The sequence below is a fragment of the Paenibacillus daejeonensis DSM 15491 genome (genome assembly GCF_000378385.1).
Lineage (GTDB): Bacteria > Bacillota > Bacilli > Paenibacillales > Paenibacillaceae > Paenibacillus_D > Paenibacillus_D daejeonensis.
This window is the reverse complement of record NZ_KB899667.1, coordinates 99,887-124,722: the sequence shown is the minus strand read 5'-3', so window position 1 is coordinate 124,722 and position 24,836 is coordinate 99,887. Positions and strand designations below refer to the sequence as shown.

The window sequence follows — 24,836 nt, the reverse complement described above, 5'->3', positions numbered from 1 at the left end:
AATTATTCCGCAGCAGGTACATCTGCAGGAATTGTGCGAACGGAGTCGCGCGTAACAAGCTCTGTTGAGAGCATCACCAATCCCGGAGCAACTTCCGGGTAGCGGATACGTCTGAGAATAAGCTCTGCCGCGCGTCCTCCAATTGCAGTCTTTGGAACTTTCACAGTCGTAAGGTTTGGACGAAGCAGTTTTGCGAGTGTTGTATCATCAAACCCCACAATTGACACATCGTCCGGACACTGCTTCCCTAGCTCATTTAATCGTTTCAAGGTTTCGAAAGCTGTCAAGTCGTTGGCGCAGAACATAGCAGTTATCGGACTGTTCTGCGTAACACTGTCACGAATCCCCTGGTCCAACTCGGGATGCGTATACATCCCTGTGCCGGATACGCCGACACCGCCAATCAACTTGGCCCATACTGGCTCCCCGCACCTTTTGGCATAGTCCATCACCGCTTCTCGAAAACCGCGGTAGCGCTCTTTGAAGCTCCAGGAAGTATCAGGATCCCCGACGAAGGCGAGATTCCGATGCCCTTGCTCCATCAGATAAATCGATGCCTCATACGCACCAAGGTAATTGTTTGCCAGCACATGATCTAGGGTCGGATCATGCATATTGGCATCCAGAATGATGAACGGAAAATGCTTCTCCTTCAGCGCATCAATGTAGTTGTTCGGGAGATGGCCCATGACAATGGCTCCATTCACCTTGTGATCTTCAATGGCTGACAATAGCCCCTCCTTGGGAGGGAGCGATATATCGATACTGGATAGAAGCATGCTGAAGTTATGCTTTAATAGCTCCTTTTCGATGCCCTGAATCACATTGCCCCAATATTCCATATCATCCAAGTAAGCTCTCGGCATCAGGACCGCCATCATGCCACTGTGGACTTCAGCACTTGATGGCTTTGGTTTTTTAAAGCGGTAGCCCATCTCCTCCGCCGTCTTCCAGATCGTCTCCTTCGTACCTTCATTGACGGCACTGTCCCCTGACAATGCTTTGGATACGAGCGCCTTGGATACATTCAGCCGATCCGCAATCATTTGAAGCGTTACTTTATTCATAGCCCTTCCTCCATCTCTGATTCGCTTATTATACTTTATTAAAAAATTCAACAAATTTCAACCTAATCTCAAAAAACTTTCAATTTCCGTTTAAAAACTATTGCCATTTTGTTAGATTGAGTGATAACTTGTTATATAACAAATACCGATTTGTTATATTCGAGGAGGTGCTGCGTTATGGATAATGCACATTGGGCGATCCAAATTGAAGAAGAGTTAAGGAATAATATACTCCCCTTCTGGCTCGAACAAGCCGTCGATGAGGAAAACGGAGGGTTTTACGGCTACATTAATCGCAATTTGCAAGAGGACCGAATGGCCGATAAAGCGCTGGTATTAAACACACGGATCATGTGGACCTTTTCCGCGGCTTACCGGATGTATGGCGAGCAACGCTATCTGCAAACAGCGAACAGGGCTTATCGGTATCTCACAGACTATTTTGAGGATACCGAGCACGGCGGACTTTACTGGTCCGTAAGTGCCAAGGGCACTGCGGTGTCCACCAAAAAACAAGTCTATGGGCAAGCGTTTACCATCTATGCTTATACGGAATATTACCGGGCGACGGGAGACGAAGAGACGCTGAAGAAAGCAATTGAGCTGTTCCATTTGTTGGAGCGCCACGCCTTCGATCCTGTACACAAAGGCTATATTGAAGCGTTGTCACGCGAATGGCAGGAAACAAACGATAATAGTCTCAGTACAAAAGACTTGAACAGCAAAAAGTCTATGAACACACATCTCCACGTCTTGGAAGCCTACACCAATCTATACCGGGTCTGGCCGGACAATCAGGTAAGGCTGAAGCTCCAAGATCTGATCGCGGTTACGATACATCATATCGTGAACGAGGAATCGTGGCATTTCAAACTTTTTTTTGATATGGCGTGGACAAGTGAATCGGATCACATCTCATATGGTCACGATATCGAGGGCAGTTGGCTCCTATACGAAGCAGCTGAGGTGTTGGGTGATTCCGACCTTCTTGGGGCTGTACGCTTAGTTGCTCTGCGCATGGCCGAGGTCACACTGAAGGAAGGTATAGACGAGGATGGAGGCCTGTTCAACGAGGCAGGACCTGAAGGGATATGTGATACAGACAAAGATTGGTGGCCTCAAGCGGAAGCCGTAGTCGGCTTCTATAATGCCTTCCAATTAACCGGCAACGAAGCCTATCGGGAAGCCGCCTTGAACGCATGGCATTTCATTGACCGATACTTGGTCGACCGTAAGAACGGCGAATGGCATTGGAGTGTTCGGCGGGATGGCACGATCAGTGACAATGAGGAAAAAGCGGGTCCCTGGAAATGTCCTTATCACAATAGCCGCGCCTGCATGGAGATGATCGAACGTTTGGCCAAAGCCCCTGTAGCGAAAATATCTAACCATAACGGAGGTTGATTTGGAATGAGTAGATTCGAGGAAAGAAAACACAAGCTGTCTGAGCAATACGAAGCATTAATTAGCCGAAAAAACACGCCAGAAGCACTTGGCAACGGCGTACTCGAACGCTATGAGCTCCCTGTGCTTACGGCTGCACATGCACCACTGCATTGGAAGTACGACTACAACGAGGACACTAATCCTCATTTTATGGAGCGGATTGGCGTCCATTGCGTATTCAATCCGGGGGCCATTTATCGGAATGGCAAGTATTATCTGGCTGCCCGTGTCGAAGGGACGGACCGCAAGTCGTTCTTTGCCATCGCAGAAAGCGATAGCCCGGTGGATGGCTTTCGCTTCTGGGATCGCCCGCTTGTAATGCCAGAGACCGGGCATCCCGATGTCAATGTCTACGATATGCGTCTCGTCCAGCACGAAGACGGCTGGATCTACGGCCTGTTTTGTACGGAGCGCAAAGATCCGGATGCGCCAAGGGGTGATCTCTCGAGCGCCATTGCACAATGCGGGATTGCCCGGACAAAAGACCTTGTCTCTTGGGAACGGCTGGCCGACCTGAAAACGAACTCCAATCAACAGCGCAATGTTGTGTTGCACCCTGAATTCGTCGACGGAAAATATGCCTTCTATACCCGGCCGCAGGACGGGTTCATCGACACCGGCTCAGGCGGAGGAATTGGCTGGGGGTTATCTGCTTCTATAGAGCAGGCAGTGATCGAGCAGGAGGAAATTATAGACGAACGTCATTATCATACCATTAAGGAAGTCAAGAATGGCCAAGGTCCCGCACCTATTAAAACGGAAAAAGGCTGGCTGCACATTGCTCATGGTGTTCGCAATACAGCTGCCGGCCTCCGCTACGTACTATATGCCTTTCTGACGGATCTTGAACAGCCGACTAAAGTCACCCATCGCCCGGCAGGTCATCTGCTTGCTCCAGAGGGCGAAGAACGAGTTGGAGACGTCTCCAACGTACTCTTCTGCAACGGCGTTGTGGCTCAACCTAACGGAGAAGTGTATATCTACTACGCCTCTTCCGATACACGTTGTCATGTGGCGTCGACGACGCTTGATCGTCTGCTCGACTACGTGATGCATACACCGGAGGATCCGCTCCGTTCCTATGCATGTGTTCAGCAGCGATTAGAGCTGATCGAGCGCAATCTAGCATTACTTACCTAATACTGAACTTTCTCTGTGCAGCAGCTCGCAGGCAAGCAGCACTTTTTCTTTAGGCTCCTCCCGCTCATCAACTCGTCGCAGCAGTTGCTCCACCGCCCGCCTGCCCAAAGCCTTCTTGGGCACATTCACCGTCGTAATTGGCGGGTTCGTGCGGTCTGTGTCTTCGATATGATCGAAGCCCGTGATGGAGATATCGCCAGGCACAGCGTAGTCTAGGTGTTGCAGCGCCATCAGGGCACCTAGTGCAATTTGGTCGTTGGCACAGACCATAACCGATGGCAGGGCACCGGCTTGAGCCCACTCCCTGACAGACTGTTGAATCGTTTCGACAAAATGCTCCTTCTCAAATCCCTGCACGGGCAAGCAGTAGCGATCCGCCCTGTTGCCCGTTGCAGGCCTTCCTCTATCCGCCTCTTCCATGGCTCTGTGGAATCCTAGATATCGGTCATAGAAGCTCCGAGAATATTCAGCATCGCCTACGAAGACAAGCTCCCGGTGTCCGATCCCGATGAGATGCCGGGTCAATCTATACATACTGTCATAATTATCGGCGAAGATGGTATCAGAGGGGATGAGCTCATCCTCGTGATCAATGAGCACAATCGGCAAGCCCATTCGGTGTGCTTCAAGCAACAAGGGCGTTTCGACTGCTCCCACGCCTATCATTCCAGCCAAAGCCTCCGGGTTTAGCAGGTGGATGAAATGTTCAACGCTTTGTTCCGTTACGATGACCATCCCCATGCCTCCCGTCTCCAGCTTCTCCGAGATGCCTTCAAGGATCCGGCCCCAATAAGCAGAGTCCTTGGTCTGAAAACGGATATTAGGCATGAGTACCAGCACCGAACGTCGATTCGAGCTCGCAATTTCAGTTGTGGGATTCAAGCCTGTCTTTAGATAGCCATTCTTTTGGTTGAAATAACCCAACCGGGTCGCTGTCTCCATCACGCGCGCTCTCGTTACATCACTAACGCCTTCTTTTCCGGACAGCGCCTTAGACACCACAAACTTCGAGACGCCCAAGGCATCCGCGATTTGCTGCATCGTTATTTTTTTGGACAAGGATGCGTCCCCCTTACGACTACATGTGCATCTTATTATAACATCGCAAAGATTGGGATGGGAAAAAGCCATGCATATACTCATGCACAGCTATATCTATTCATATTCAGGAAAACGGGCCTGTTCGGATTCAGCCCTTGACCGAACCAATTAATGCCCCTTTGACAAAATGCTTCTGCAGAAAAGGGTAGACCAGCAGGATCGGAATACTGGATACGATGATGGAAGCCATCTTGATCGTAAACTCATTCACTTCGCTCTGATAACTGATCGAGATCCCCGCTTGGGCGATCGCATTAGAGGTATTGCTTATCAGATCTTTCAGCACCATTTGCAGCTGCCACATTTCTTTCTGAGTCATATAGAGCACCGACGAGAAAAAATCGTTCCAGTACCAGACGGCGATAAACAGACCGATCGTTGCCAGAACCGCCTTCGATAGCGGCAGTACAATACGGAAGAAAATGGTGAGATCATTGGCTCCGTCGATTTTGGCCGCCTCCTCCAGTTCATCGGGGATATTGCGGAAGAAGCTCTGCATAACAAAGATGTTCCAAGCGCCCATCGCAGCAGGCAGAATTAGCGCCCAATAGGTGTTGATCATCCCAAGCTCCTTGATCAGCAGATACGTCGGTACCAGACCGCCGCTGAACAGCATGGTGAAGAGTACGACAAAAGAAAAAAACATCCGGCCGCGAAGTCTTGTCTTGGAAAGCGCATAAGCTGTGGTTGCCGTAAAAAAAGTTCCGATCACTGTCCCACCAATCGTTGAAATGATTGAAACTTTAAAACCCGTGAGAATGGATACATTACTCAGCACCGCTTGATACGCGGACAGCGAGAAACCGGCTGGTGTCAGAAAGAAGCCTCCAGTCGCAATAAAGAGCGGGTCGCTGAGCGACCCCATCAACATATACCAGAACGGATAAATCATAATCAGCATTAAAACAATGAAAAACAAGTAGTTCGCAAAGGAAAAGATCTTTTCACCCGTCGTCATTCCCATCTTCTGATCCTCCTTACCATAAGCCGTCCTGGCCGCTCATTTTCACCAATTTATTGACGGTAATAATCAGCGTCATCGCGACCACGGACTTAAACAGGCCAGCTGCCGTCGCATAGCTGTAGTTCGCTTCCTGGATACCTACCCGATAGACGTACGTATCGATGATATCGCCAACATCGTAAACTAGCGGACTATAGAGCAAGAACACCTGTTGAAATCCCGCTTCCAGAATGTTGGCCAGACTCAGGATCACCAGAATAATAATGACGGGCCGGATTGCGGGCAACGTCACATGCCACATTTGACGTCCTTTGTTGGCCCCATCTATTCTTGCCGCTTCATACAAGTCTGCGTTGACTCCAGCGATGGCAGCCAAATAGATGATGGTTCCCCATCCCACTTCTTTGTAAATATCACTAATAACCAGAATGGAGCGAAAATAGGCGGAGCTGCCCAGGAAATCTATCGGTGTACTGCCGAAGTTGGCCAGAATCGCATTGAACAGCCCGTCAATCGGGTTCAAGAAGGAGATTAGAATGCCGGAAAAAATAACCCAGGAAACAAAGTGGGGCAAGTAAATGACCGATTGCGTCACCCGCTTAAACACCAGATGCTTCAGCTCATTAAGCAGGAGCGAGAGAATGATTGGCAGGGAAAATGATGCTGCCAGCTTGTAGAGGCTGATTAGCACCGTGTTCCGCATGATCTCGTAAAAATCAGGTGACCGGAACAACCGCGCGAACTGAGCGAATCCGACCCATTCGCTGCCCATAATCCCCTTGAAGATGTTGTACTCTTGAAATGCGATGACGATTCCGTACATTGGTGCGTAGCGAAACAGAAGAATAAGAAGAAGGCCAGGAAGGAGTAGCAGATACAAATGCCGATCCCTCACCAGATCCCTCCTCATTCTTTTTCTGGAGGCTGCGCTTGATGAATGTACAGGTGCCGTCTTTGCAGTGGATGCCTTCATCCCGCTTCACCCTTCTCTGGATTACTTATAAGGCTCGATATGCTCGCTGTACCATGCTTCATAGGCTTCGTATTCCTGACTTTGCTTCTCGAACAGCCCCGCTGCTTCCGCATCAATTTCCTTGCCGCCCATCTGTTCGTACTTGGCTACAAATTCATCAAACGCGCTGACTGGCAGCTTGCCTGTAATAATGGACCAGAATACTTGGTCACGCTCCTTGTTAATGTCTGCCGAATATTTGTCCCACACCGGTCGATCTAATGCTTTGAAGACAACGATTCGGTCTCTCATAGGCTGCGAAGTTTCGATTTTGCTCTCGAACAACTGCGTCACTTCCGGCGTGTTTTTGACGTTCGCGGCATCCTTGCGCTGGATGTACCATCCGAAGTTGCCGAGACCAAGTTTGTTGCCTTCATCTGGCGTGATCGTCGGCGTGAAGATGCCGTCCTTCATTTCGTAATGCTCACCTTCGCGGCCAAAGGTAAACAGCTTGAAGGTCTCCGGTTCCGCCATGGTATTCAGCACCTGTACCGCACTGTCTACTTCTGCCGTGTCTGTGATAACCAGGTAACACCAGCCAATGCCCGGATCCGGTTGATCAGAAGCGAAGCCATTCGGACCCGCAACAGGATCGATCGCGATATACTCTCCATTAGGGTTTAGCTTCTTGAACGACAGTGCCGCCGAATTGCCCGGATTGAAATAGTCGACAAAGCGATAAAAGGAACCGATCTTGCCGGAAGCATAGATGTCATTGACCATTTGATCGTTACTGTTGGCCGAAGTCGCCATTCGTGGATCGATGACCCCTTCTTGATATAGCGTCTGCAGCAGACCCAATACCTCCTTCACCTCGGGCATGACCGAACCGAAGATGATCGAGCCGTCGTCCTGCCGGATAAAATTCTCTACATCAACACCATAAGCATAGAAGAACGGGATGAGCGAGCGGTAGTAATTGTCACCTGATAGACCATAGGTATCCTGTTTGCCGTTGCCATCCGGATCATTATGAGTAAAGGCCCGCAACACCTCTACATATTCATCCAGCGTGGTGGGGACGTCCAGATTCAACTGATCCAGCCAATCTTTGCGAATCATGGTCGTCATGTAACTTGCTTCAGGTACATCTGCCGGAATCCGGTACATTTTACCGCTTGGGTCCCAATGATAGAAGAGCGTATCCTTCGTGTAGTAATTGATAATTTCCTGACCGTATTGCTGCAATGAAGGAGTCACGTCCTGGACAATACCGGCATCTACCCATTTTAGATATTCCCTGGTCTCGCCCGTCCACAGGATGTTCGGGCGTGTATCCTTGGCACTCATGAGCAGATTAATCTTGGTATTAAGCTCAGACCAGTCGGGAAGAAATACAGGCTCGATACTGACATCCCTACCCAATCTCTTGGTAAGCTCCGCCTCAAGTGCCTCCTGCGCCCACGAGTTCGGAGTCTTTGGTCCCGCCATGAGTGACATACTAACAGATAGGGGCGATTCGCCCCCTCCGTTCCGTCCGTTCGAGCCAGATGACCCCGGATTCTCTCCTTCCCCTGTATTGCCCGAGCAAGCAGATACCATTAGTGTCAGGATCAGCAATGACGTGACCAGCGGTGTTTTCTTCATTCTTTTTCAACCCCCATTATGATAGTGCCTTTCACCTGTCCACAGTCCAACTCCCAGTTCCCTGCACCGGGAGTTGGATTTAATATAGACCTAATGGAATGCCGGCAGTTCGTCGCGTGTAATCACGTTCGTAGCCCCATAGAGTGCTTGTAATTGTGCGTTCGTATTGTGCTGGAAGGTGAGCTCAGCCCAGCTCATAGCAAATACCCATCGCGGCTGCGCCAATAGCTGACTGGCAGTTGGAAGCCTGTCGCACTCTCCGATCGCAATCGGTTTGTTACCCGCTACGTTAAGTGCCGTATTGTATTTGGCCGTGGTGAATCCATCCGGATTGTAGACATCAACAGAAAAGATGTCCCAATACGCATTGCCAGGATTATAGACGCTCCAGTTCAAGTCCAAGTCCTGCATGTTCCACACCCAGATTAGGTTGTCCAGGCCTTTCACATTTTGCAGATAATCCCTCGTCAGACGATAGAGTGCGGCCGTCCCATTCGAGCCGGGGCGTCCCGCCCACCAAAAAATACCCTGATTCATCTCGTGGAAGGGGCGGAATAGTACGGTCACGCCATTGTCCTTGAGATACTGCAGATAGACGGCATACGTATCGAGGCGCTGCTTCCATGCCGTATTCAGCGTACCGCCATTCGTAATTAGGGAATTCCATTCCGCATTCGTAAGACTGCTGACGACACCGCCATCCCATGACCCGACTTCTCCCTGCTTGGGATTGGTCACATGCATCATAATGTTGACGATTGCGCCGTTGTCCCACTGCCGCTTGGCTTCATAGATCATGTTCCAACGGTTGTTAACGTCGTTCTGCGAGAACAGAAAATCACCGCTCCACAGCCCTGGATAACGGCCGGTAATGTTATATACTCTATCGGTCTGAAGGGAAGGCTGGGAGTTGGGCTCACGGTTGTGAATACCGATGACGGTCTGGTTTCCGCTGATGCTTTGCAAGTATTCCAGCACCCCGACCGTTCCCCCGCCCCCAGAAGCACTGCCATAGATTTCGAATTCGTACAACGAATATCCATATTGCGTGGCACGTTGGAAAGCGTACATCTTCACATAACGTGCTTGAGTTGCATTAAAGTTAATCATGTTGCTCCCGCCTGTGCCGTTATAATTGGAGTAAACAGTCGTCCAGGTAGAGTTGTTGGTAGAAGTCTGAATTTGAAATCCGCGGGCATACGCTGCCTCCCAAGCTAAGCGCACGCTCGCCACGGTTTGAACACTTCCTAGATCCACAATAATGTACTGCTGATCGGACCAGGCCGACGCCCACCTCGTATTGCCGTTTGCATCCACCGCATATTGTCCGCCATACGCAGCTGATTCAACTGAGGACACCGTAACCGGACGGTTGTAAGCTAGATTAACCGCGGCCTCCACTTGCTTCGGAGCTAAAGATATCCCTCCCAGCATAAACGTTGCTGCCAACACCAGCAGCATGACCTTTTTGTACCAAGATGCTGGTGTACGAAAATGATAGCCCATATTTACCTGCCTCCTTTTCGGATCAGCAGGCCCTCTCTCCTCCACCTCCGGCCTTGCTCTCTTTACTCCACCACCTCCCTTCAAGACAAAAGTCCCCCTCCCGAATTGAATCAGAAGGGGGACTTCACTCGTGTACGTGGCGCTTTACTGTGTGAGCAAATTCCAGATGACTTGAGCGCTTTCGGACCTGAGCTGACTGCCCTTCGGATCAAAACGGTTGTCGCCTTTGCCTTGAACCAATCCGAGGTGACGGGCACGCTCTACTGCCTGGGCTGCCCATTCACTAATGTCTCCTGCATCCGCAAAAGACACGGTCGTTTGCATAAGCGTTCCTTCACCCAACATGTAAGCATAGGCACGAACGACCATGACAGCCATTTCCTCTCTAGTGATTGTCGCTTCCGGAGCGAAGGTTTGCGTTGTTCTGCCGGTGATAATCCCCGCTTCACTAGCGGCTGCTATAGCCTCTGCATACCATTTTCCAGTATCGACGTCGGTGAAGCTGGCCGCATTGGAAGCACTCAGACCCAGCGCCCGCACCAGCATAGCTGCAAACTCTGCCCTTGTAACACTTCGGGATGGCGCATATTCAGTCGCGCTTACGCCCTGGATGATATGCTGTGCAGCCACTTTGGTAATGACGTCAGCGGCCCAGTGAGTTGAAGGAACATCCATAAAGATTTTACGGTATTCAAGCGGCGCATAGGTGCCGACCTGATGAATCGGAATCGTGATCCGCTGATCGGAGAGTGTACCTCTCTCGTACCGTAGCACCCCGGCTGCGTCCACCAAGTAAATACCCGCCACATCCCGGTCGACCTTTTCGCCCAATTCATAGGCAAGTGTGTTGTCGCCAACCAGATGGTCCACTGGCCGTTCTTGTCCATCCGATCCGATATACCCGATCCGAAGGGAATATGCCTTTCCAGCCAAGTCGAGATCAACGCTGTTGACTTGACTTGCTTTTGCCAACCAGATGTCGGCTTCAGGCGGTGCTTCCATAGCAAGGTAAATTTGACTGTCCGATAGGGCGGTTGACCCAAGAGATTGCTGAATACGGCGCAGGGCTTCACCCGCTATAGTCAGACTATAGCCATCTCCGTTAACGATCAGCGCCTTGGCCTGCCCCAGGGCTTCAGCTCCGGCCGGCAACGTGAGCTTACTGCGTCCCGACAAGTCGACTACCAGGTATCCTTCGGAAATGATTGTAGGATCGTCTATCGATAGTGTATCTTCATCTGCACCCGGTCCTGTTCCCGGGTTCTCCGGCTCGGTTCCAGGATTTTGCGGATTTGGATTTGGATTTGGATTCGGATTTGGCTCCGTATCCTTCCGGCCCGTAAGCTGAATATCGTCGAGATAGAAATATCCTGCGGGTTCATCGATTAATCCCGTATAGATATTGAATTCCAGGATTTCCTTTGGATTGAGAGTACCCGAGCCTCCGTACCAAGATGGGTAATCAAAATCTGAGAAAGGAATCTCGATGATTTTCGCTTCCGCTCCACCCACGACCTCAAAGGTGGTTTCCATATATTCGCCATCACCTGTTCGCAGCTGAATGGAGAGATTGTGCGACGCTGGACCAGGGTGCAGCCACATTTGCAAGCCTTTATATTGCGACCAGTCGGCATGCGGCAGCTGCGTGATCAAACCAGCGTAGCCTGGTCCGGTCATGTCGTAGTCGATTCTCATCGCATACTCGCCACCGCCTTTCACTTCGCTCGTCAGCGCAGCGGATATCGCTCCGCCACCTGTGTTGCGGTTTCCGTAACGTGCAGCAAATGCTGACTCATTTCCCGTATAGCCCTCAAAATCGTCGATGACGCGCGTTTGTGTGAAACGAATATCATCCAAATGAATGAAGCCTTGTGACGGTCCACCCTGCACATAGAGAGAAAATTCTTCGAGCTCGGACAAATTCACTTGTTCTGAGTTCAAAGGCAAACTAAGGTAGTCGCCTTGCATAGACGTTATCGTCGACTGTTGTGTCCATTCCCTACCGGAGCTGTCCTTCAATACGACACGCAACACACGCTCCTGATTATCTGAGCGAACCCATAGTTGAAGCGTGTCATACCTGCTACGGTCCGTAGAATCAAGTGCTTTGGTAATGCCCGCCCGTCCAGCAGAACCGAGTGTAAAGTCGACCCGAAGCGAATAGTCCCCCGAGCTCTTGATTTCGGAGTCAAGTCCCAATTGCACCTGACCTTCTGGCGCTGTACGATATGCCTGTCTAAGCAGCAGTTCCTCGCCGCCATAATGGTCTCCGGCGTCAATGATATGCGAGGGCAGCTCGCTGGGTAATGAAATTGTTCCGGTGCCTACAGCAATTTGCACGTTGCTGATCTGCGGGCTGCCCGTCTCAGGGAATACGATTTTCAGGAACTTGATCCCCTCAGGGAACGTCGCGATCTTACTATTCGCTTTGTAGCGGTCTCCGCCAAGGTGCAGGGTTTCGGCATCAAGCTCCGTATAATCAGAACCATCAGCTGACCCGTAGAAGCGGAATGATCCAGCCGCTCCCGGTTCGGATGCATAATACCCTTCCAGCTTGAGTGCCTTCATCTCTCCCTGCGTCCGGTAGACGACAAACGCCTCTCCAGCATCCTCGCGCACCAAGCGGGATGCATCTCCCCCATACAGCTCAGGGTTTTCCGTCTCGAAGGTCAGATTCCCTTCGCGGTAAAAAATGGCGTTGAAATGATCCATTCGGTCATTCAGCACACCGGATGTCAGTAGCGGCTGGACCGGCGTCAGCGTAGATCCGTCGCCGACGTATTCAATGACCACGCGGGACAGTGTCCCATCAGTTGTGCTTTGATTCGGATAGATAATTTTAAGGTGGTTAAACGATGAACCAGCAGGCGCTTGCCACGAATAATGGTTCCCGCTTCGCTCGGGTTCAACTTCCTCATAGGTGATGCCATCATCTGATACTTGGAACCCGAAGGCACCAGTGCCCGATACCGAGGCGGTCACTTCCACATCCTTGATCGCACTCGGCGTCCGGTACACGACCGCTCCCGGCTCTGAATAATATACTCGGGATTCGTCTGAGCGGTCGTCTTCGAGCACGTACTGTGCCGTTATTGGGCCAAGCGGCTGCGAATACGGGCTCTCGCCGCTGACATTCAACCCTTTGACGCGGTAATAGTATGGCTTGCCCGTCACCGCTGTCATATCCGCGAACATATTCTCTCCCGGCTCCACATCATCCAGTACACCTGTACCGATAACGGTCCAAGGTCCGCTTACCTGCTCCGCTCTTTCCACCGTGTAGGAACTGGCTCCCGTCGAACCGAGCCATCCTAGTCTGGTGACGGAATCCGTATCCAACAGAACAGGAGCCGGCGTCGGGATCGGCATCGGCGGCACAGCAGAGCCTTGAATCTGATAGGCTTTGTTGTACACGACCTGCAACAGGTTGGTCGCGTCCTGATAGTCGCCCGACGGCATACCTGGCCAATGATAGGCTCGGTATAATATTCCTCCGACCTCGTATTCGCTGTGCCTGATAAATCCACCCTTGGCGCTGTGCGGTCGCAAGCTCCAGATTAACGCCCCGGAAGTACCGCCGGAGATGACCTCATCTAGCATAGAGACAACTTCCGTAGTCGGTTTGAAGCCGAACTCCCCGACGAAGAACGGTTTTCCAGAGGCCGTTGCGAGTGCCTTGTCGGAGCGGACATGGTTTGTATAATTGCCTTCATAATAATGGCTCTTTACGATATCAATATTGGGATCGGCGAGCGCTTCCAGCGTAATATTTCGGTAGAAGTGCGGCAGCTCCATTTGGTTGCCTGACACGAGCAACTGCTTGGTATTGACGCTCTTGTAGAACGCCGCGATTTCCGACATCCACGCCGGAGCTACCATGAGCTCGTTACCCGTCTCCCAGGCCAGAATCGCCGGATCGTCCTTATAGCGCACACCAGTGTACGTATTGACCCGATTCATCACTTGTTCGATGACCAGCTTGAAGTCTTCGATTAATTGGGGATCGGTATAGAAGTCCATACGCTCCTTCCCGCGGAAGTGAGCAAAGTCTGTAATACCGCCCGGCGGCCAATCCCAGTTATCAATAAACGGAATGATTAGTCGCACGCCGTGCTCGTTGGCCAGCTCCAACAACTTATCCATTGAACGAAACGCTTCGTCGTTCAGCATGCCCGGTCCGTCGATATGCCGCAGCTTGTCGGGCGAATCCGCTTTGTCACGGACGGTCAGCGTATAGGTTCTGAGCACCTTGCCGCCTGTCTGGACAGCCGTGCGGATCGCATCCTCCTGCTCGAACGTGGTCGGCATGATGCCGCCTTCCTCATCCTCGTTGTATAGAGCACCTGGATAGTTAAACGACACAAATCTTAATTCTTCGCTTCCGTCCATTAACTTCGTGCCTTCTGCCGTGATGAAGCGCTCAAACGCGGATGCCTTCTTGACTCTGGCTTCTTCGAAGGTGTTCATAGCCGCTTCGAGTTGCTCCACATCCTCGTTGGTACCCGAGCCGTTGTTATACCCGCGTTCGTTCGCCGATACTACCGACGTAAAGCTGTCGATAGCTTCTTGCGGATATTGACCGTACTCGTCTCCCGCTATTGCGCTTGCCAACTCGGTCTGCGCCTCACGGAGCCGTAGTCCGAGCCGATCGTTTGCTTCGGCTTTGGTGATCGGTCCAATCGTCGTTGCCGACACTAGCTCTTTCCCAGCCACGCCTGATACGTCCACTGGCGTCACCTTGAGCTGGACGTACTTGCCCTCCTGCGAATCTGTTAGCGTAAATGTCTTTCCCCAACCTCTTGGGATAGGGGTGAATTCTCCGTCCATCGTATCCGCTTGCAGCCACTGATACATGGAGTGACCTTCCGCTTTTCCACCTGCATGGATGTAATCAAAGGATCCTGTCAGTATGCCGGTTACTCTGGCGTCTCCCGCGATGAGAGCGCCGCTCGCTTCCGGCACATCCGTTTCAATTAGGCCTCCGCCAATGAAAAAATCATCGTAATAGGCTACTCCGCCTGCATCCGAAATATAGACGATAATGGCCGTATTGGATCCGCTGTTGAAAGGCAGTGTGTACAGATTCCAATCCGTGTGCGCCCCCGTGTAATTCTCGGCAAGGGTCGCTTCATCTGATGCTTGCAGTACCTTGTAAGCCGCACCGCCCGCCCCTCTTCCGTAAAAGGTTAACGTATAGTCGGTGTCAGGCTTGACGGATACGGTGGATTTAATCCCGTTCCAATGTTGAGGTCCGCCGATTTCCAACGCGTAGCTGCCACCATGCACTACCTGATCATTCACTTTAAACTTATCATTGCCGCCTGCGTTCCATCCCCCCAAATCACCGGTTTCAAAATCGCCGTTCATCATCAAATTGTCCCCTGCAGCCATGGCTGTCCCGTTCCACGCTCCCCAAGCCGGCGCTACCGCACCAAGAAGGAGCGCAATAACGAGTACAAAAGCCAATGGCTGTCTCGATGCCCTTCCCATCCTCATACTTCGTTCCCCTCTCTCACCCAATATAAACGCTTACATTTGTGAATGTTAACATTACCTTAAACAAAAATCAACATAATTCAATTATAAATCAAAGTTTAATTTTGTTGAAATTTAAATGAATAAGACGTAACAGTGAAAAATCGGGGAACGTGTCAAAAAGATAACTGAGGAAAAGAGGGAAAAAGCCGATCTAACTTCAGGTGAATACCTGAAATCTGTCGGCTTTTGAGTATATTGAAAATGCCTATTCAACTGGTGTTGTTCATTTGACTCGGTTCTGGGGTTGGATAAATCGTCAGCTTTCGAACTAGGTTGGAGTATCCAACCCGTTAGCTCATTTTTAATCGGATTTCTTATAGAGCTCAGTTTTCCTGAAATTGCATTTCAGAACCTGTAATCTTGAAGCCTTCTTCATCTCTAGTGATCACCTTAATATAGTGGCTATTTGCATTAATAACCCAGACCGTATTCTCATCCATTCGCACTGTGGAAATGGTCTCATCTACCGGATAATGGGGTATTCCAGAAACATGGACTGAATTCAGGTTGCTCATTATTGAAGTCACGCTGCTAACTGCCCATATGGTTAAAGCTGTAATCCAAATCATAATTAGAATAATAAAAACCTTTTTATTAGCCATTAGCCGCTACTCCCTTCCGATCCGCCTCCAAAACATTCCAATCTAATTCGAGGAAGTATGCCCAGCATATCCAAGCACCTTCCCCTTGATATTATCAACAGGTAAAGGTCCATAAATTTGACTATCTATACTTCTCCACCAGGTATCGCCCATAACAAAGAGATGTCCTTCAGGCACGTTAACCTTATCCATTTCCATGTTAAAGTAGTCTTTCATTGCCTTCATGCATGATTCATCGCACTGTCCTGAACCTGGCTTATTAAGGGTCTTAAAATACTCTTCTTCTTCGAGTCCCCAACTAAGAGCCTTACCATAGAACGTATCTAACCTTTTATCATTAATATAGACTTGACCTTTTTTGATTTCAATTTCTTCATTTGGGAGGGCGATCACCCTTGTAATATTGTACTCAGGCAGATTTAAATGGGAATATTCGCTCTTTTCTATGGTTGGGGTTTTATAATAGATTACATCGCCACGCTTAATGTCATTCTGTTGGAAATAATTTGGGTCGACAGCGATCTCCCCTCGGTCTTTGGAGATGTATTCTAAGTTGCTACGTGCCATTCCATCATTATGATGTTCGACCGCGATTAGATTTTCATTCATTTCAACGGTTTCGGGCACCTCTTGAGTGAGTAGGTCCGTAATGGTTGGTTCTTCACAACCTATAACGATTAGAATAAAGAACATCATAATGGCAATTGACTTCTTCATTGGAATCCCCTCCTAATTTTATAATACTAAACCCAAGGAAGGTTTCCTCAATTAAATTCAAACAGTTTTCTGAACTTCCAACATTATGAAAATGCGAACAATTTCTCAACAATAAAGAATGATATCAGCGCGAAGAAAAGAAAAAGTCGAGTGAATGCAGGAATACGTCTCTGCGTTCAACTCGACTTGTTGACTTTATTTAGTACCCTACTCCACAGTCACACTCTTCGCCAAATTCCTTGGCTTATCGACATCATGCCCCAGAGCCAGCGAAGCGTAGTAGCTTACGAGCTGTAGCGGGATTACCGACAGCGCAGGAGTCAGCAGCGTCAGCGTGTTCGGGATAGCGAAGACTTCATCGACGGACTTCGCGACCTCGTGCTGGTTGCTCTCGTTGGTAACGCCGAGGACGTGAGCGCCGCGCGCTTTGACTTCCTTGACGTTGCTGATCGTCTTCTCGGCCAGCTCCTCTTGGGTCACCAACGCGATGACCGGCGTACCTTCCTCGATCAGCGCCAGGGTGCCATGCTTCAGTTCGCCTGCCGCATAAGCTTCGGAGTGGATGTACGAAATCTCCTTCAGCTTCAGCGAGCCTTCCTGGGCGACAGCAAAATCGAGGCCGCGGCCGATGAAGAACAGGCTGTTGTGGCGCGCCAAGGTCTCTGCGATCTGTTTCAGCACAGTTGCCTGATCCAGAATCGCCTCCACTTGCTCTGGCAATTGCTGCAGCTTAGCGGTCACACTGCTAATCCAATCCGCATTGCGAGTACCAATCGTTTGAGCCATGTACAGACCTACCAGATAGAAAGCGATCAACTGCGACGTGTAAGCCTTTGTCGAAGCGACTGCGATCTCCGGACCCGCCCATGTGGTAATAACGTCATCTGCCTCACGGGAGACGGAGCTGCCCACAACGTTGGTGATGGCCAGGACACGTGCACCGCAACGTTTCGCCTCACGTAGTGCAGCCAGTGTATCGGCCGTCTCACCGGATTGGCTGACCACGATAACAAGCGTTTCCGGTGTGATGATTGGATTGCGGTACCGATACTCTGATGCGACATCGGTTTCTACCGGAATCCGAGCAAGTGACTCAATGACCGACTTGCCGACCAAACCCGCATGATATGCCGTACCGCAAGCAACGATGTGAATCTTGTTGATTCCTTTGATCTGCTCTGGCGTCATGCCGATCTCCTTGAGCACAATCTCTTGACCATCATCGGAGATGCGTCCGCGCATGGTGTCGCGGTAAGCCTTAGGCTGCTCATAGATCTCTTTCAACATGAAGTGATCGTATCCGGCCTTTTCTGCCGTCATCAGGTCCCAATCGACATGGAATATTTCCTTGGAAATACTTTCGCCCTCGGTCGTCAGCAGTTCGACACCATCCCGTGTCAGAATCGCCATTTCGCCGTCATCGAGGATGTAGACATTGCGTGTATGCTCGAGGATTGCCGGGATATCCGAACCGATAAAGTTCTCCCCGTCGCCCAATCCGATAACAAGCGGACTTGCATAACGTACAGCCACCAAACGATCCGGTTCATGCTCTGTCAATACGCCCAGTGCGAAAGCACCGCGCATGCGCTTGACTGCACGTTGTACAGCTTGCACGATGTCGCCTTCATAGACGGAAGCGATCAGGTGCGAAATAACCTCGGTGTCCGTCTCGGAGACGAAGTTCACACCAGACAAGCTCAGCTCTTCCTTCAGCTCCAAATAGTTCTCAATGATGCCGTTGTGCACAACCGAGAATTTGGTCGTCATATCCGTATGAGGATGTGAGTTGGTGTCGGACGGCTTACCGTGTGTCGCCCAACGAGTATGACCGATGCCTGCCGAACCTTCCAGTGGCGCGCCTTCAAGCTTCTCCTCGAGAATAGCCAGACGTCCCTTCGACTTGCTCACCGACAAACCATTCGATGTAAATACCGCAATGCCCGCCGAGTCATAACCGCGATACTCCAACTTCTTCAAACCTTCAAGCAGGATCTCCTGCGTATTGCGAGCTCCGATATAGCCTACGATTCCACACATAATGATACAGACCTCCGTAAGGGATATTTTCCCTACCGCCTACGGCTGCCTATAGAACATGCGGTTCAAGGTGTATGTGGTTTTTTCCCGAACGTATACGTCAAGGTGAAAAGCCTTTGACCTCTCCGATGACCTATCGGCATCGTGGACATTCAGGAATATTTAATAGCAGGACGTCACGTCCTGAAAAATGAATAGAAAAATATAACCGTTCGACCGATAATGGTCCGTTTACGCTCAACACAGAGCTGATTCGGCCCAAAACAGCCAATCATAAATGTAATGCTTGCCAGCAAGCTTATTGTTTCAACAATAGCCCATTGGGCTGAAAACCCCCAGCTAAGGTCTTCTCCCAAGCATTAGTTCCACACTTACTTTCACAACACAAAATAAGCTCTCTCACGAGCGTTACAGCCAGCACACCATACCATACGAAAGTAAGGTTGCCGGACTCATGCCTACTTAAAGCGCACGTCCATCTAATCGAGCCTCACTGGTGTCTGGTTACTGATTAGTTGTGTACTAACGCACACTGAAACAAACATTCTGCTGCGCCTTTGTACGACCGGTCACCCGTGTCGTTTTGAAGCTGCAGCTTACGGTAGAATGCGTCTACCGGGAGGTCCCCGCCGAACAATCCGAACACCTCCACCTCGTCAGCTTGCTTGGGATGCAATCCTTCTCCGTGCCAATCCCGTATGCAAGCTCTGGCGCTTGTGATGCAATAACAACCCCGATCCTCGCTCTCCTCTAGAATGATACTTCCTATCATATTCATTTTCATGCCAACTTGCAACCACTCGACATCCATTCCCAGCAAAATGCGTTCGCACCCATCTCACGCACACCATTTTACTTAAACCATTGGGCTAGACATCAAACGCACCCCCATCACTCTCTGCATCAGACGAACACGAAAAATCGCGTTTACGAGAGCAATTGCAACTCCGGTAACAAAATAAACACGAAATTTCATATACATTTGAGCAATTTCAGCCAAAAGCACGAATTAAACTCGAAAATTCATGCTTATTGAGCCAAAATCGGCGCAAGGCCTTAAATAAGCACGAAATTTCGTGTTCATTGCCCCAGCACCACATATACACCCACCTGCCCCAAAAACCCAAGGAACATGCCCGCCACCGCAGCCAAACTGCAGCAGCAGGCCCTTATGGGGAATGGTTCCTTAACCCAGTTGAGCTTTGACGACGTCAACGATCTGTTGTACGTACTTCTCAATGACGTCCTTGTCCGGCCCCTCCGCCATAACGCGGATCAGCGACTCCGTACCGGAAGCGCGCACCAGCACGCGGCCGTCGTTGCCCAGCTCTGCCTCCACTGCAGCTACTGCCTCGTCGATGGCGACATTGCCCTTGAACAGGCTCTTGTCGGCGACGCGGACGTTCACCAGCACCTGCGGGTACTTGCTCATCAGCGTCTTGGCTTCGCTCAGCTTCTTGCCGCTGTCGACCAGGGTGTCAACGAGCTGCAACGCCGTCAGGATGCCATCACCTGTGGTGTTGTAGTCGAGGAAAATCATATGGCCGGACTGCTCGCCTCCCAGGTTGAAGCCGCCGCGACGCATTTCTTCCATGACGTAGCGGTCGCCAACAGCCGTCTTGGCCGTGTGCAACCCCAGCCCTTCGGCTGCCTTGAAGAAGCCAATGTTACTCATAACCGTGGTAACAACGGTATCCTCGTTCAGCTTGCCAGCGCGCTTCATGGCGTCGCCGCAGATGCAGAGAATAAAGTCGCCATCGATTTCGGCACCCGTGTCGTCGATCGCGATCAGCCGGTCGGCATCGCCATCGAAGGACAAGCCCAGGTCTGCGCCATGCGTCAGCACTTGCTCCCGCAGGTACTCCGGATGTGTCGAGCCCACGCCATCGTTAATATTGAGACCATCTGGCTCGGCACCTACTGTAATAATCTCAGCGCCCAGCTCCGCGAACACAGCCGGTGCCAGCTCATAGGCCGCGCCGTGCGCACAATCGAGGACAATCTTGAGTCCATCAAACCGATGATTAATCGTCGTCTTCAGGAAGCTCAGGTAACGCTCCTTCGCATCCTCCAGCACGGTCACTGTGCCGAGCTCGCCGCCCTCTGGGCGCGGCAGGGCATCCGCTACGGTGTCCATGAGCCGCTCGATCTCCAGCTCGGTGTCATCGGAGAGCTTGAAGCCGTCACCACCGAAAAATTTAATGCCGTTATCCTCCACCGGATTGTGCGAGGCCGAGATCATCACACCCGCCGCTGCACCCAGCTCGCGAGTCAGATAAGCCACTGCCGGTGTCGAGACGACACCCAGCTTGATCACGCTGGCGCCGATTGAGAGAAGACCCGCGACCAGCGCGGCCTCCAGCATCGGACCCGAGATCCGCGTATCCAGACCGATGACGACCTTCGGCTTGTCAGCCTCTCCTGCCAACACATAACCGCCGCAGCGTCCGATTTTATAAGCCAGCTCTGGTGTCAGCTCACGATTTGCTACGCCGCGGACGCCATCGGTTCCAAAATATTTCCCCATAAGTTGCATTCTCCTTTGTGCCTCATTCAATTCTTCATCCCAGCATACGCCTATAACCCTCTATACGTGTCATGCCGCGTCCGCATACGTCACCGATGACTAATCAATCGGCCTCTGGTGCGTCTCATCGGGTCTCTCTGGGCATGAGAAGACATGGCACGGCCCCACAGAACCGCCGCGGCCGCAGCTGCAACCGCGAGTCCTGCTGTGATCATGCCATATCGTACAACGGCAGGCGCCTGCCGTTCTCCCAGCGGTACCCGTTCCTGCGCCTCAACTGTAGCCCAGCCGGTCTCTCCCAAGCCCGGTCGTTCGACTGCAGTCCAGCTTCCAAGCGGAGGCGTAGCGGTTCCCACTGCACCGGGGAAGACGATAGGCGTCTGAACGCCATCATTCTGCCCGGCAACGCCACCTGGCTCCGGCGAGGGATCGGGCGGAACAAGATTGCCTTCGCCGCCTGTCTCACCCGGAGCCGTCGCGTTCATGTTCCCACCCGGGCTTGTCTCGCCTGTGCCTGTCCCAGTGGAAGGCGGATCACCATCATTCCGCACGCCGCCACCACCGGTTTGGTTCCCCTGCTCTGCTCCTGGTTCATCTGGATTAGCAGGCTCTTCACTATTGTTGTCATTCGTCCCGCCTTCGGGCGGGGGAGTGGTCTCCTCTGGATCCGTTATCGGTTCCTCTTCAGGCGGGAGGGGTTCTTCATTCTCGGATCCTGGGGTCCCCTCGTCACCAGGCTCCTCCGACTCCGGGGCGAAGACCTCCTCGGCGGTCGTAATCTCGACTGTCACCGAGAGCGATCCACCGCTCGCTTCCCGGACAAACCGGGGCAATTGGATCTCCAGAGGGATCTCGTGCGTACCGGGGACTTGTCCGTTCAGGTCAGCTATCAATTGAATATCTCCCGCACCCAACTGCGCCAGAACACCCGGCGCGCCGGTCACCTGGATGTCTACCCGTTGACTGGCCGGAGTGACGATCCTCGCTTCCAGCCCGTCGGACAGTCCGCTCATCCGAATCGGCACCTCCGGCACGGTTATCGTATCCGAAGCAGCCACTTCCACAGCGATATCCAACTGCTGGGGACTGATCCCCGCTGTTCCCGGCGGCGGATCAAGCTCGACCGTCACGGTGCCTGACTGCTGGATACCACTAAGGTTAATGACAACATCGTCATAATACTCCAGTTGCTCCAACTCGGCCAGTGGTCCGTAGACAGTAACCTCATCGACCTCCGGCGTCACGGATAAGAGACTCACGCCATCCGGGAGACTGCCTGCCTGTCCAATCTGGAGCGGCAGCGTCTTATACGGCTTGACGATCGGCACTTCGACTTCGACAGTGGCTGGATTGACGACCGCATCTTCCATCTCTTCACCAGCGGTATCGAACACTTTCAGCTCGACGCGTTTCTCCGTGACTGTATTCTCCTCGCCATCGACATTGATGACGGCACCGACGTAACCGACCAGATCGAGTTGATCCTCCGGTAGTGTCACAAAGGCTCGATTACCCGGCTTGACGATCGGGGTATCCACCTTGTAGTCATGGGCCGGCTCTCCGGTCGTTTGAATCTGGATTTCATATTCAGTCGTCTGCATCGGCACCAGGTCCACCGTCACCCGCGAAGGCGACAGTTCTATGAATTGGACGCGTCCCGGCAGATCATAGTTCAATTGCAGGATATGTTCGCCGTCCTGTACATCGGTCAAATCGACATATACCCTGTAGTCCTCGGGAGAGGCTGCCATCAATACTGCCCGATTGCCTCTCACCGTCAACCGCACATTATCCGGGTCTACCAGGCGCAAATCATGCAGCGAACCGTCTAGTCCTTCTGCCGTCACCTTGACCGGGATATCTCGCGTTTCCAGCAAGGAAGCCACGTTGTTGGGCGAATCGGTGTCAAAATGGACGACCGCCCACAGCAGGATCCCGATAATAACCGAGATTACCTTCAGAGAGGTGGGGTGGCTGAGCCATTTATCCATTGTGATCCCCCTTTCTCTTCCAGAAAGAGACCTTCGCTTTTGTCTTCTCCCGTGTCGAAGCTTCGGGTCTGAGCTCGTCGAACAGCTTGGAGATCAGGGACTCCTCCTTGATATCGCGGACGATCATTCCTCCGATAGCAAGCGAGACCTGTCCCGTCTCCTCGGAGACAATGACCGAGATGGCATCGCTGACCTCCGTGACGCCAATACCTGCCCGATGCCGTGTCCCCAGCTCTTTGCTAATAAAAGGATTCTCCGACAACGGCAAATAACAGGCGGCCGCCATAATCTGTCCGCCCCGAATGATAACCGCCCCGTCATGGAGCGGCGAATTCGGCACAAACAAATTGCTCAGCAGCTGCGAGCTGACGCGGGATTCCATCGCAATACCGGACTCGATATAATCATTCAACCCGGTTTCCCGTTCGAAGACGATAAGCGCACCGATGCTGCGGCTGGAACAATAATTGACGGTCTTAATGACCTCGCCAATCCGCAGGTTCAGATCCTCCTCCAGCACATTGCTGCGCGCAAAGATCTTGCCACGCCCCAATTGCTCAAGGGCCCGGCGCAACTCCGGCTGGAAGATGATGAGGACAGTCACCACACCAAAGGTGAACATCTGGTTCATCAGCCACTTCAACGTGTACAGATCGAACCAGGTGCTGATGGCCCAGGTGGCCACAAGCACGAAAATCCCCTTCAGCAGCTGAACGGCACGCGTCCCCCGCACCAGCAGGAACAAACTATAGATAATGTAGCTGACGATGGCCACATCGATAATATCCTTGATGAGCAGATTCCATGTCAGATCCGAAAAGTAGTTCATGGGCTTACCCCCAGCTAGCGTTCCATTCGATCTCTCTATAGAATAGCAAAGTCAACCGCCAATGTCTAAAAAGCTGCTTCAAATTTTACAAAAAAACCTCCCTGTAAGGCAGGGAGGCTATCGTTAGAAATTTAAGCCGCTGACCGTGGTTGTTACCTTATACCATAACCAATCAATGGCTTGGTTAATCTGGCGGTTCTCACCGACAATCTTCGCCGTGGACGCTAGGTTTGTTGTACCATCGATAACCGTCAAGTTCCCCAGCACCTCGCCATGCACTTCGGCGATGCCGTTCTCGATGGTCAGATCCCCGTGGATCTGTACCCCTTCGGGCACGATAACCCGATCGCCTTCGAATACCAGCTGCTGCAGGTCTGTGCCGCGAACGATCAGCTCCGAGTTCTGTCCCCACATCGCGAGGAAACTCGAGAACATCACCAGGCAGAACACAACGGCTACCGTCAGCGCGGGGTGTCTGCGGATAAACGCCGTCCAGCCCTGCTTGCGTCGTTGTGCCGGCAGCTGGCGCATGATTTTCTCGGTCAACGCTCTCGAAGCAGCTGAATCCGTACCGGCATCCGCCGAATCATGCAGGCCTTCGACCATGGTCGCATGCAGAAAAGCATCCGTCCGCTTCAGCTGTTCAAACCGTTGCCGACAGTCCGGGCAGGCCATCAGGTGCTCTTTGAGCTCCTTGACTTGTTCCCGTGGCAGATCGTCGTCCAGATAATCGTGCATCCATACGATGGCGACGTTGCATTTCATGGCA

At 51.7% G+C, this 24,836-nt stretch carries 17 protein-coding genes; 2 read left to right on the top strand and 15 right to left on the bottom strand.

Annotated features, from left to right (window positions below; all coding sequences use genetic code 11):
* Nucleotides 1–2: 2 nt before the first annotated feature.
* Complete coding sequence (locus F556_RS0122390; protein WP_020619232.1) at nucleotides 3–1,067, bottom strand: LacI family DNA-binding transcriptional regulator; 1,065 nt, start codon at nucleotides 1,065–1,067, stop codon at nucleotides 3–5.
* Between the two features lie 177 nt (nucleotides 1,068–1,244).
* Between F556_RS0122390 and F556_RS0122385 the strand changes: the two genes are divergently transcribed.
* Complete coding sequence (locus F556_RS0122385) at nucleotides 1,245–2,471, top strand: AGE family epimerase/isomerase (protein WP_020619231.1); 1,227 nt, start codon at nucleotides 1,245–1,247, stop codon at nucleotides 2,469–2,471.
* A 6-nt stretch (nucleotides 2,472–2,477) separates the two neighbouring features.
* Entirely contained in the window at nucleotides 2,478–3,653 is a 1,176-nt protein-coding gene (locus F556_RS0122380; protein WP_020619230.1) for a glycoside hydrolase family 130 protein, read from the top strand.
* Here the strand turns inward: F556_RS0122380 and F556_RS0122375 are convergent.
* The 14 genes from F556_RS0122375 to F556_RS0122310 form a co-directional block, all read right to left on the bottom strand.
* The gene (locus tag F556_RS0122375) at nucleotides 3,642–4,712 is read right to left on the bottom strand and encodes a LacI family DNA-binding transcriptional regulator (protein ID WP_020619229.1); all 1,071 of its coding nucleotides are present in this window, start codon (nucleotides 4,710–4,712) and stop codon (nucleotides 3,642–3,644) included. The two genes, F556_RS0122380 and F556_RS0122375, sit on opposite strands and share 12 nt — an antisense overlap.
* Before the next feature lie 130 nt (nucleotides 4,713–4,842).
* Nucleotides 4,843–5,718 carry a carbohydrate ABC transporter permease gene (locus F556_RS0122370; RefSeq protein ID WP_020619228.1) on the bottom strand — a complete coding sequence of 292 codons (876 nt, stop codon included), beginning with the start codon at nucleotides 5,716–5,718 and terminating at the stop codon, nucleotides 4,843–4,845.
* 13 nt (nucleotides 5,719–5,731) lie between these two features.
* A complete protein-coding gene (locus tag F556_RS0122365) occupies nucleotides 5,732–6,613 on the bottom strand; it encodes an ABC transporter permease subunit (protein ID WP_020619227.1) in 882 nt (293 codons plus the stop codon).
* Between the two features lie 99 nt (nucleotides 6,614–6,712).
* Complete coding sequence (locus F556_RS0122360; protein WP_245583118.1) at nucleotides 6,713–8,161, bottom strand: type 2 periplasmic-binding domain-containing protein; 1,449 nt, start codon at nucleotides 8,159–8,161, stop codon at nucleotides 6,713–6,715.
* A gap of 246 nt (nucleotides 8,162–8,407) precedes the next feature.
* The gene (locus F556_RS37275; protein ID WP_020619225.1) at nucleotides 8,408–9,823 is read right to left on the bottom strand and encodes a glycosyl hydrolase; all 1,416 of its coding nucleotides are present in this window, start codon (nucleotides 9,821–9,823) and stop codon (nucleotides 8,408–8,410) included.
* A 144-nt stretch (nucleotides 9,824–9,967) separates the two neighbouring features.
* Nucleotides 9,968–15,319: an S-layer homology domain-containing protein gene (locus F556_RS36525; protein ID WP_020619224.1), complete on the bottom strand. Its 5,352-nt coding sequence runs from the start codon at nucleotides 15,317–15,319 to the stop codon at nucleotides 9,968–9,970.
* 365 nt (nucleotides 15,320–15,684) lie between these two features.
* Nucleotides 15,685–15,963, bottom strand: coding sequence for a hypothetical protein (locus tag F556_RS0122345; RefSeq protein ID WP_020619223.1), 279 nt, complete (start codon nucleotides 15,961–15,963; stop codon nucleotides 15,685–15,687).
* A gap of 42 nt (nucleotides 15,964–16,005) precedes the next feature.
* Nucleotides 16,006–16,680 carry a signal peptidase I gene (gene lepB, locus F556_RS0122340; protein WP_020619222.1) on the bottom strand — a complete coding sequence of 225 codons (675 nt, stop codon included), beginning with the start codon at nucleotides 16,678–16,680 and terminating at the stop codon, nucleotides 16,006–16,008.
* A 207-nt stretch (nucleotides 16,681–16,887) separates the two neighbouring features.
* The gene (gene glmS, locus F556_RS0122335; protein ID WP_020619221.1) at nucleotides 16,888–18,720 is read right to left on the bottom strand and encodes a glutamine--fructose-6-phosphate transaminase (isomerizing); all 1,833 of its coding nucleotides are present in this window, start codon (nucleotides 18,718–18,720) and stop codon (nucleotides 16,888–16,890) included.
* Between the two features lie 511 nt (nucleotides 18,721–19,231).
* Entirely contained in the window at nucleotides 19,232–19,498 is a 267-nt protein-coding gene (locus tag F556_RS0122330) for a hypothetical protein (protein ID WP_169447628.1), read from the bottom strand.
* Nucleotides 19,499–19,906: 408 nt separating this feature from the next.
* Complete coding sequence (glmM, locus tag F556_RS0122325) at nucleotides 19,907–21,247, bottom strand: phosphoglucosamine mutase (RefSeq protein ID WP_020619219.1); 1,341 nt, start codon at nucleotides 21,245–21,247, stop codon at nucleotides 19,907–19,909.
* Nucleotides 21,248–21,336: 89 nt separating this feature from the next.
* Complete coding sequence (locus F556_RS36520; RefSeq protein ID WP_020619218.1) at nucleotides 21,337–23,238, bottom strand: CdaR family protein; 1,902 nt, start codon at nucleotides 23,236–23,238, stop codon at nucleotides 21,337–21,339.
* Complete coding sequence (gene cdaA / locus F556_RS0122315) at nucleotides 23,231–24,067, bottom strand: diadenylate cyclase CdaA (RefSeq protein WP_020619217.1); 837 nt, start codon at nucleotides 24,065–24,067, stop codon at nucleotides 23,231–23,233. Before cdaA ends, F556_RS36520 begins: the two co-directional genes overlap by 8 nt.
* A gap of 123 nt (nucleotides 24,068–24,190) precedes the next feature.
* Nucleotides 24,191–24,832 carry a zf-HC2 domain-containing protein gene (locus tag F556_RS0122310; protein ID WP_020619216.1) on the bottom strand — a complete coding sequence of 214 codons (642 nt, stop codon included), beginning with the start codon at nucleotides 24,830–24,832 and terminating at the stop codon, nucleotides 24,191–24,193.
* Between the last annotated feature and the right edge of the window lie 4 nt (nucleotides 24,833–24,836).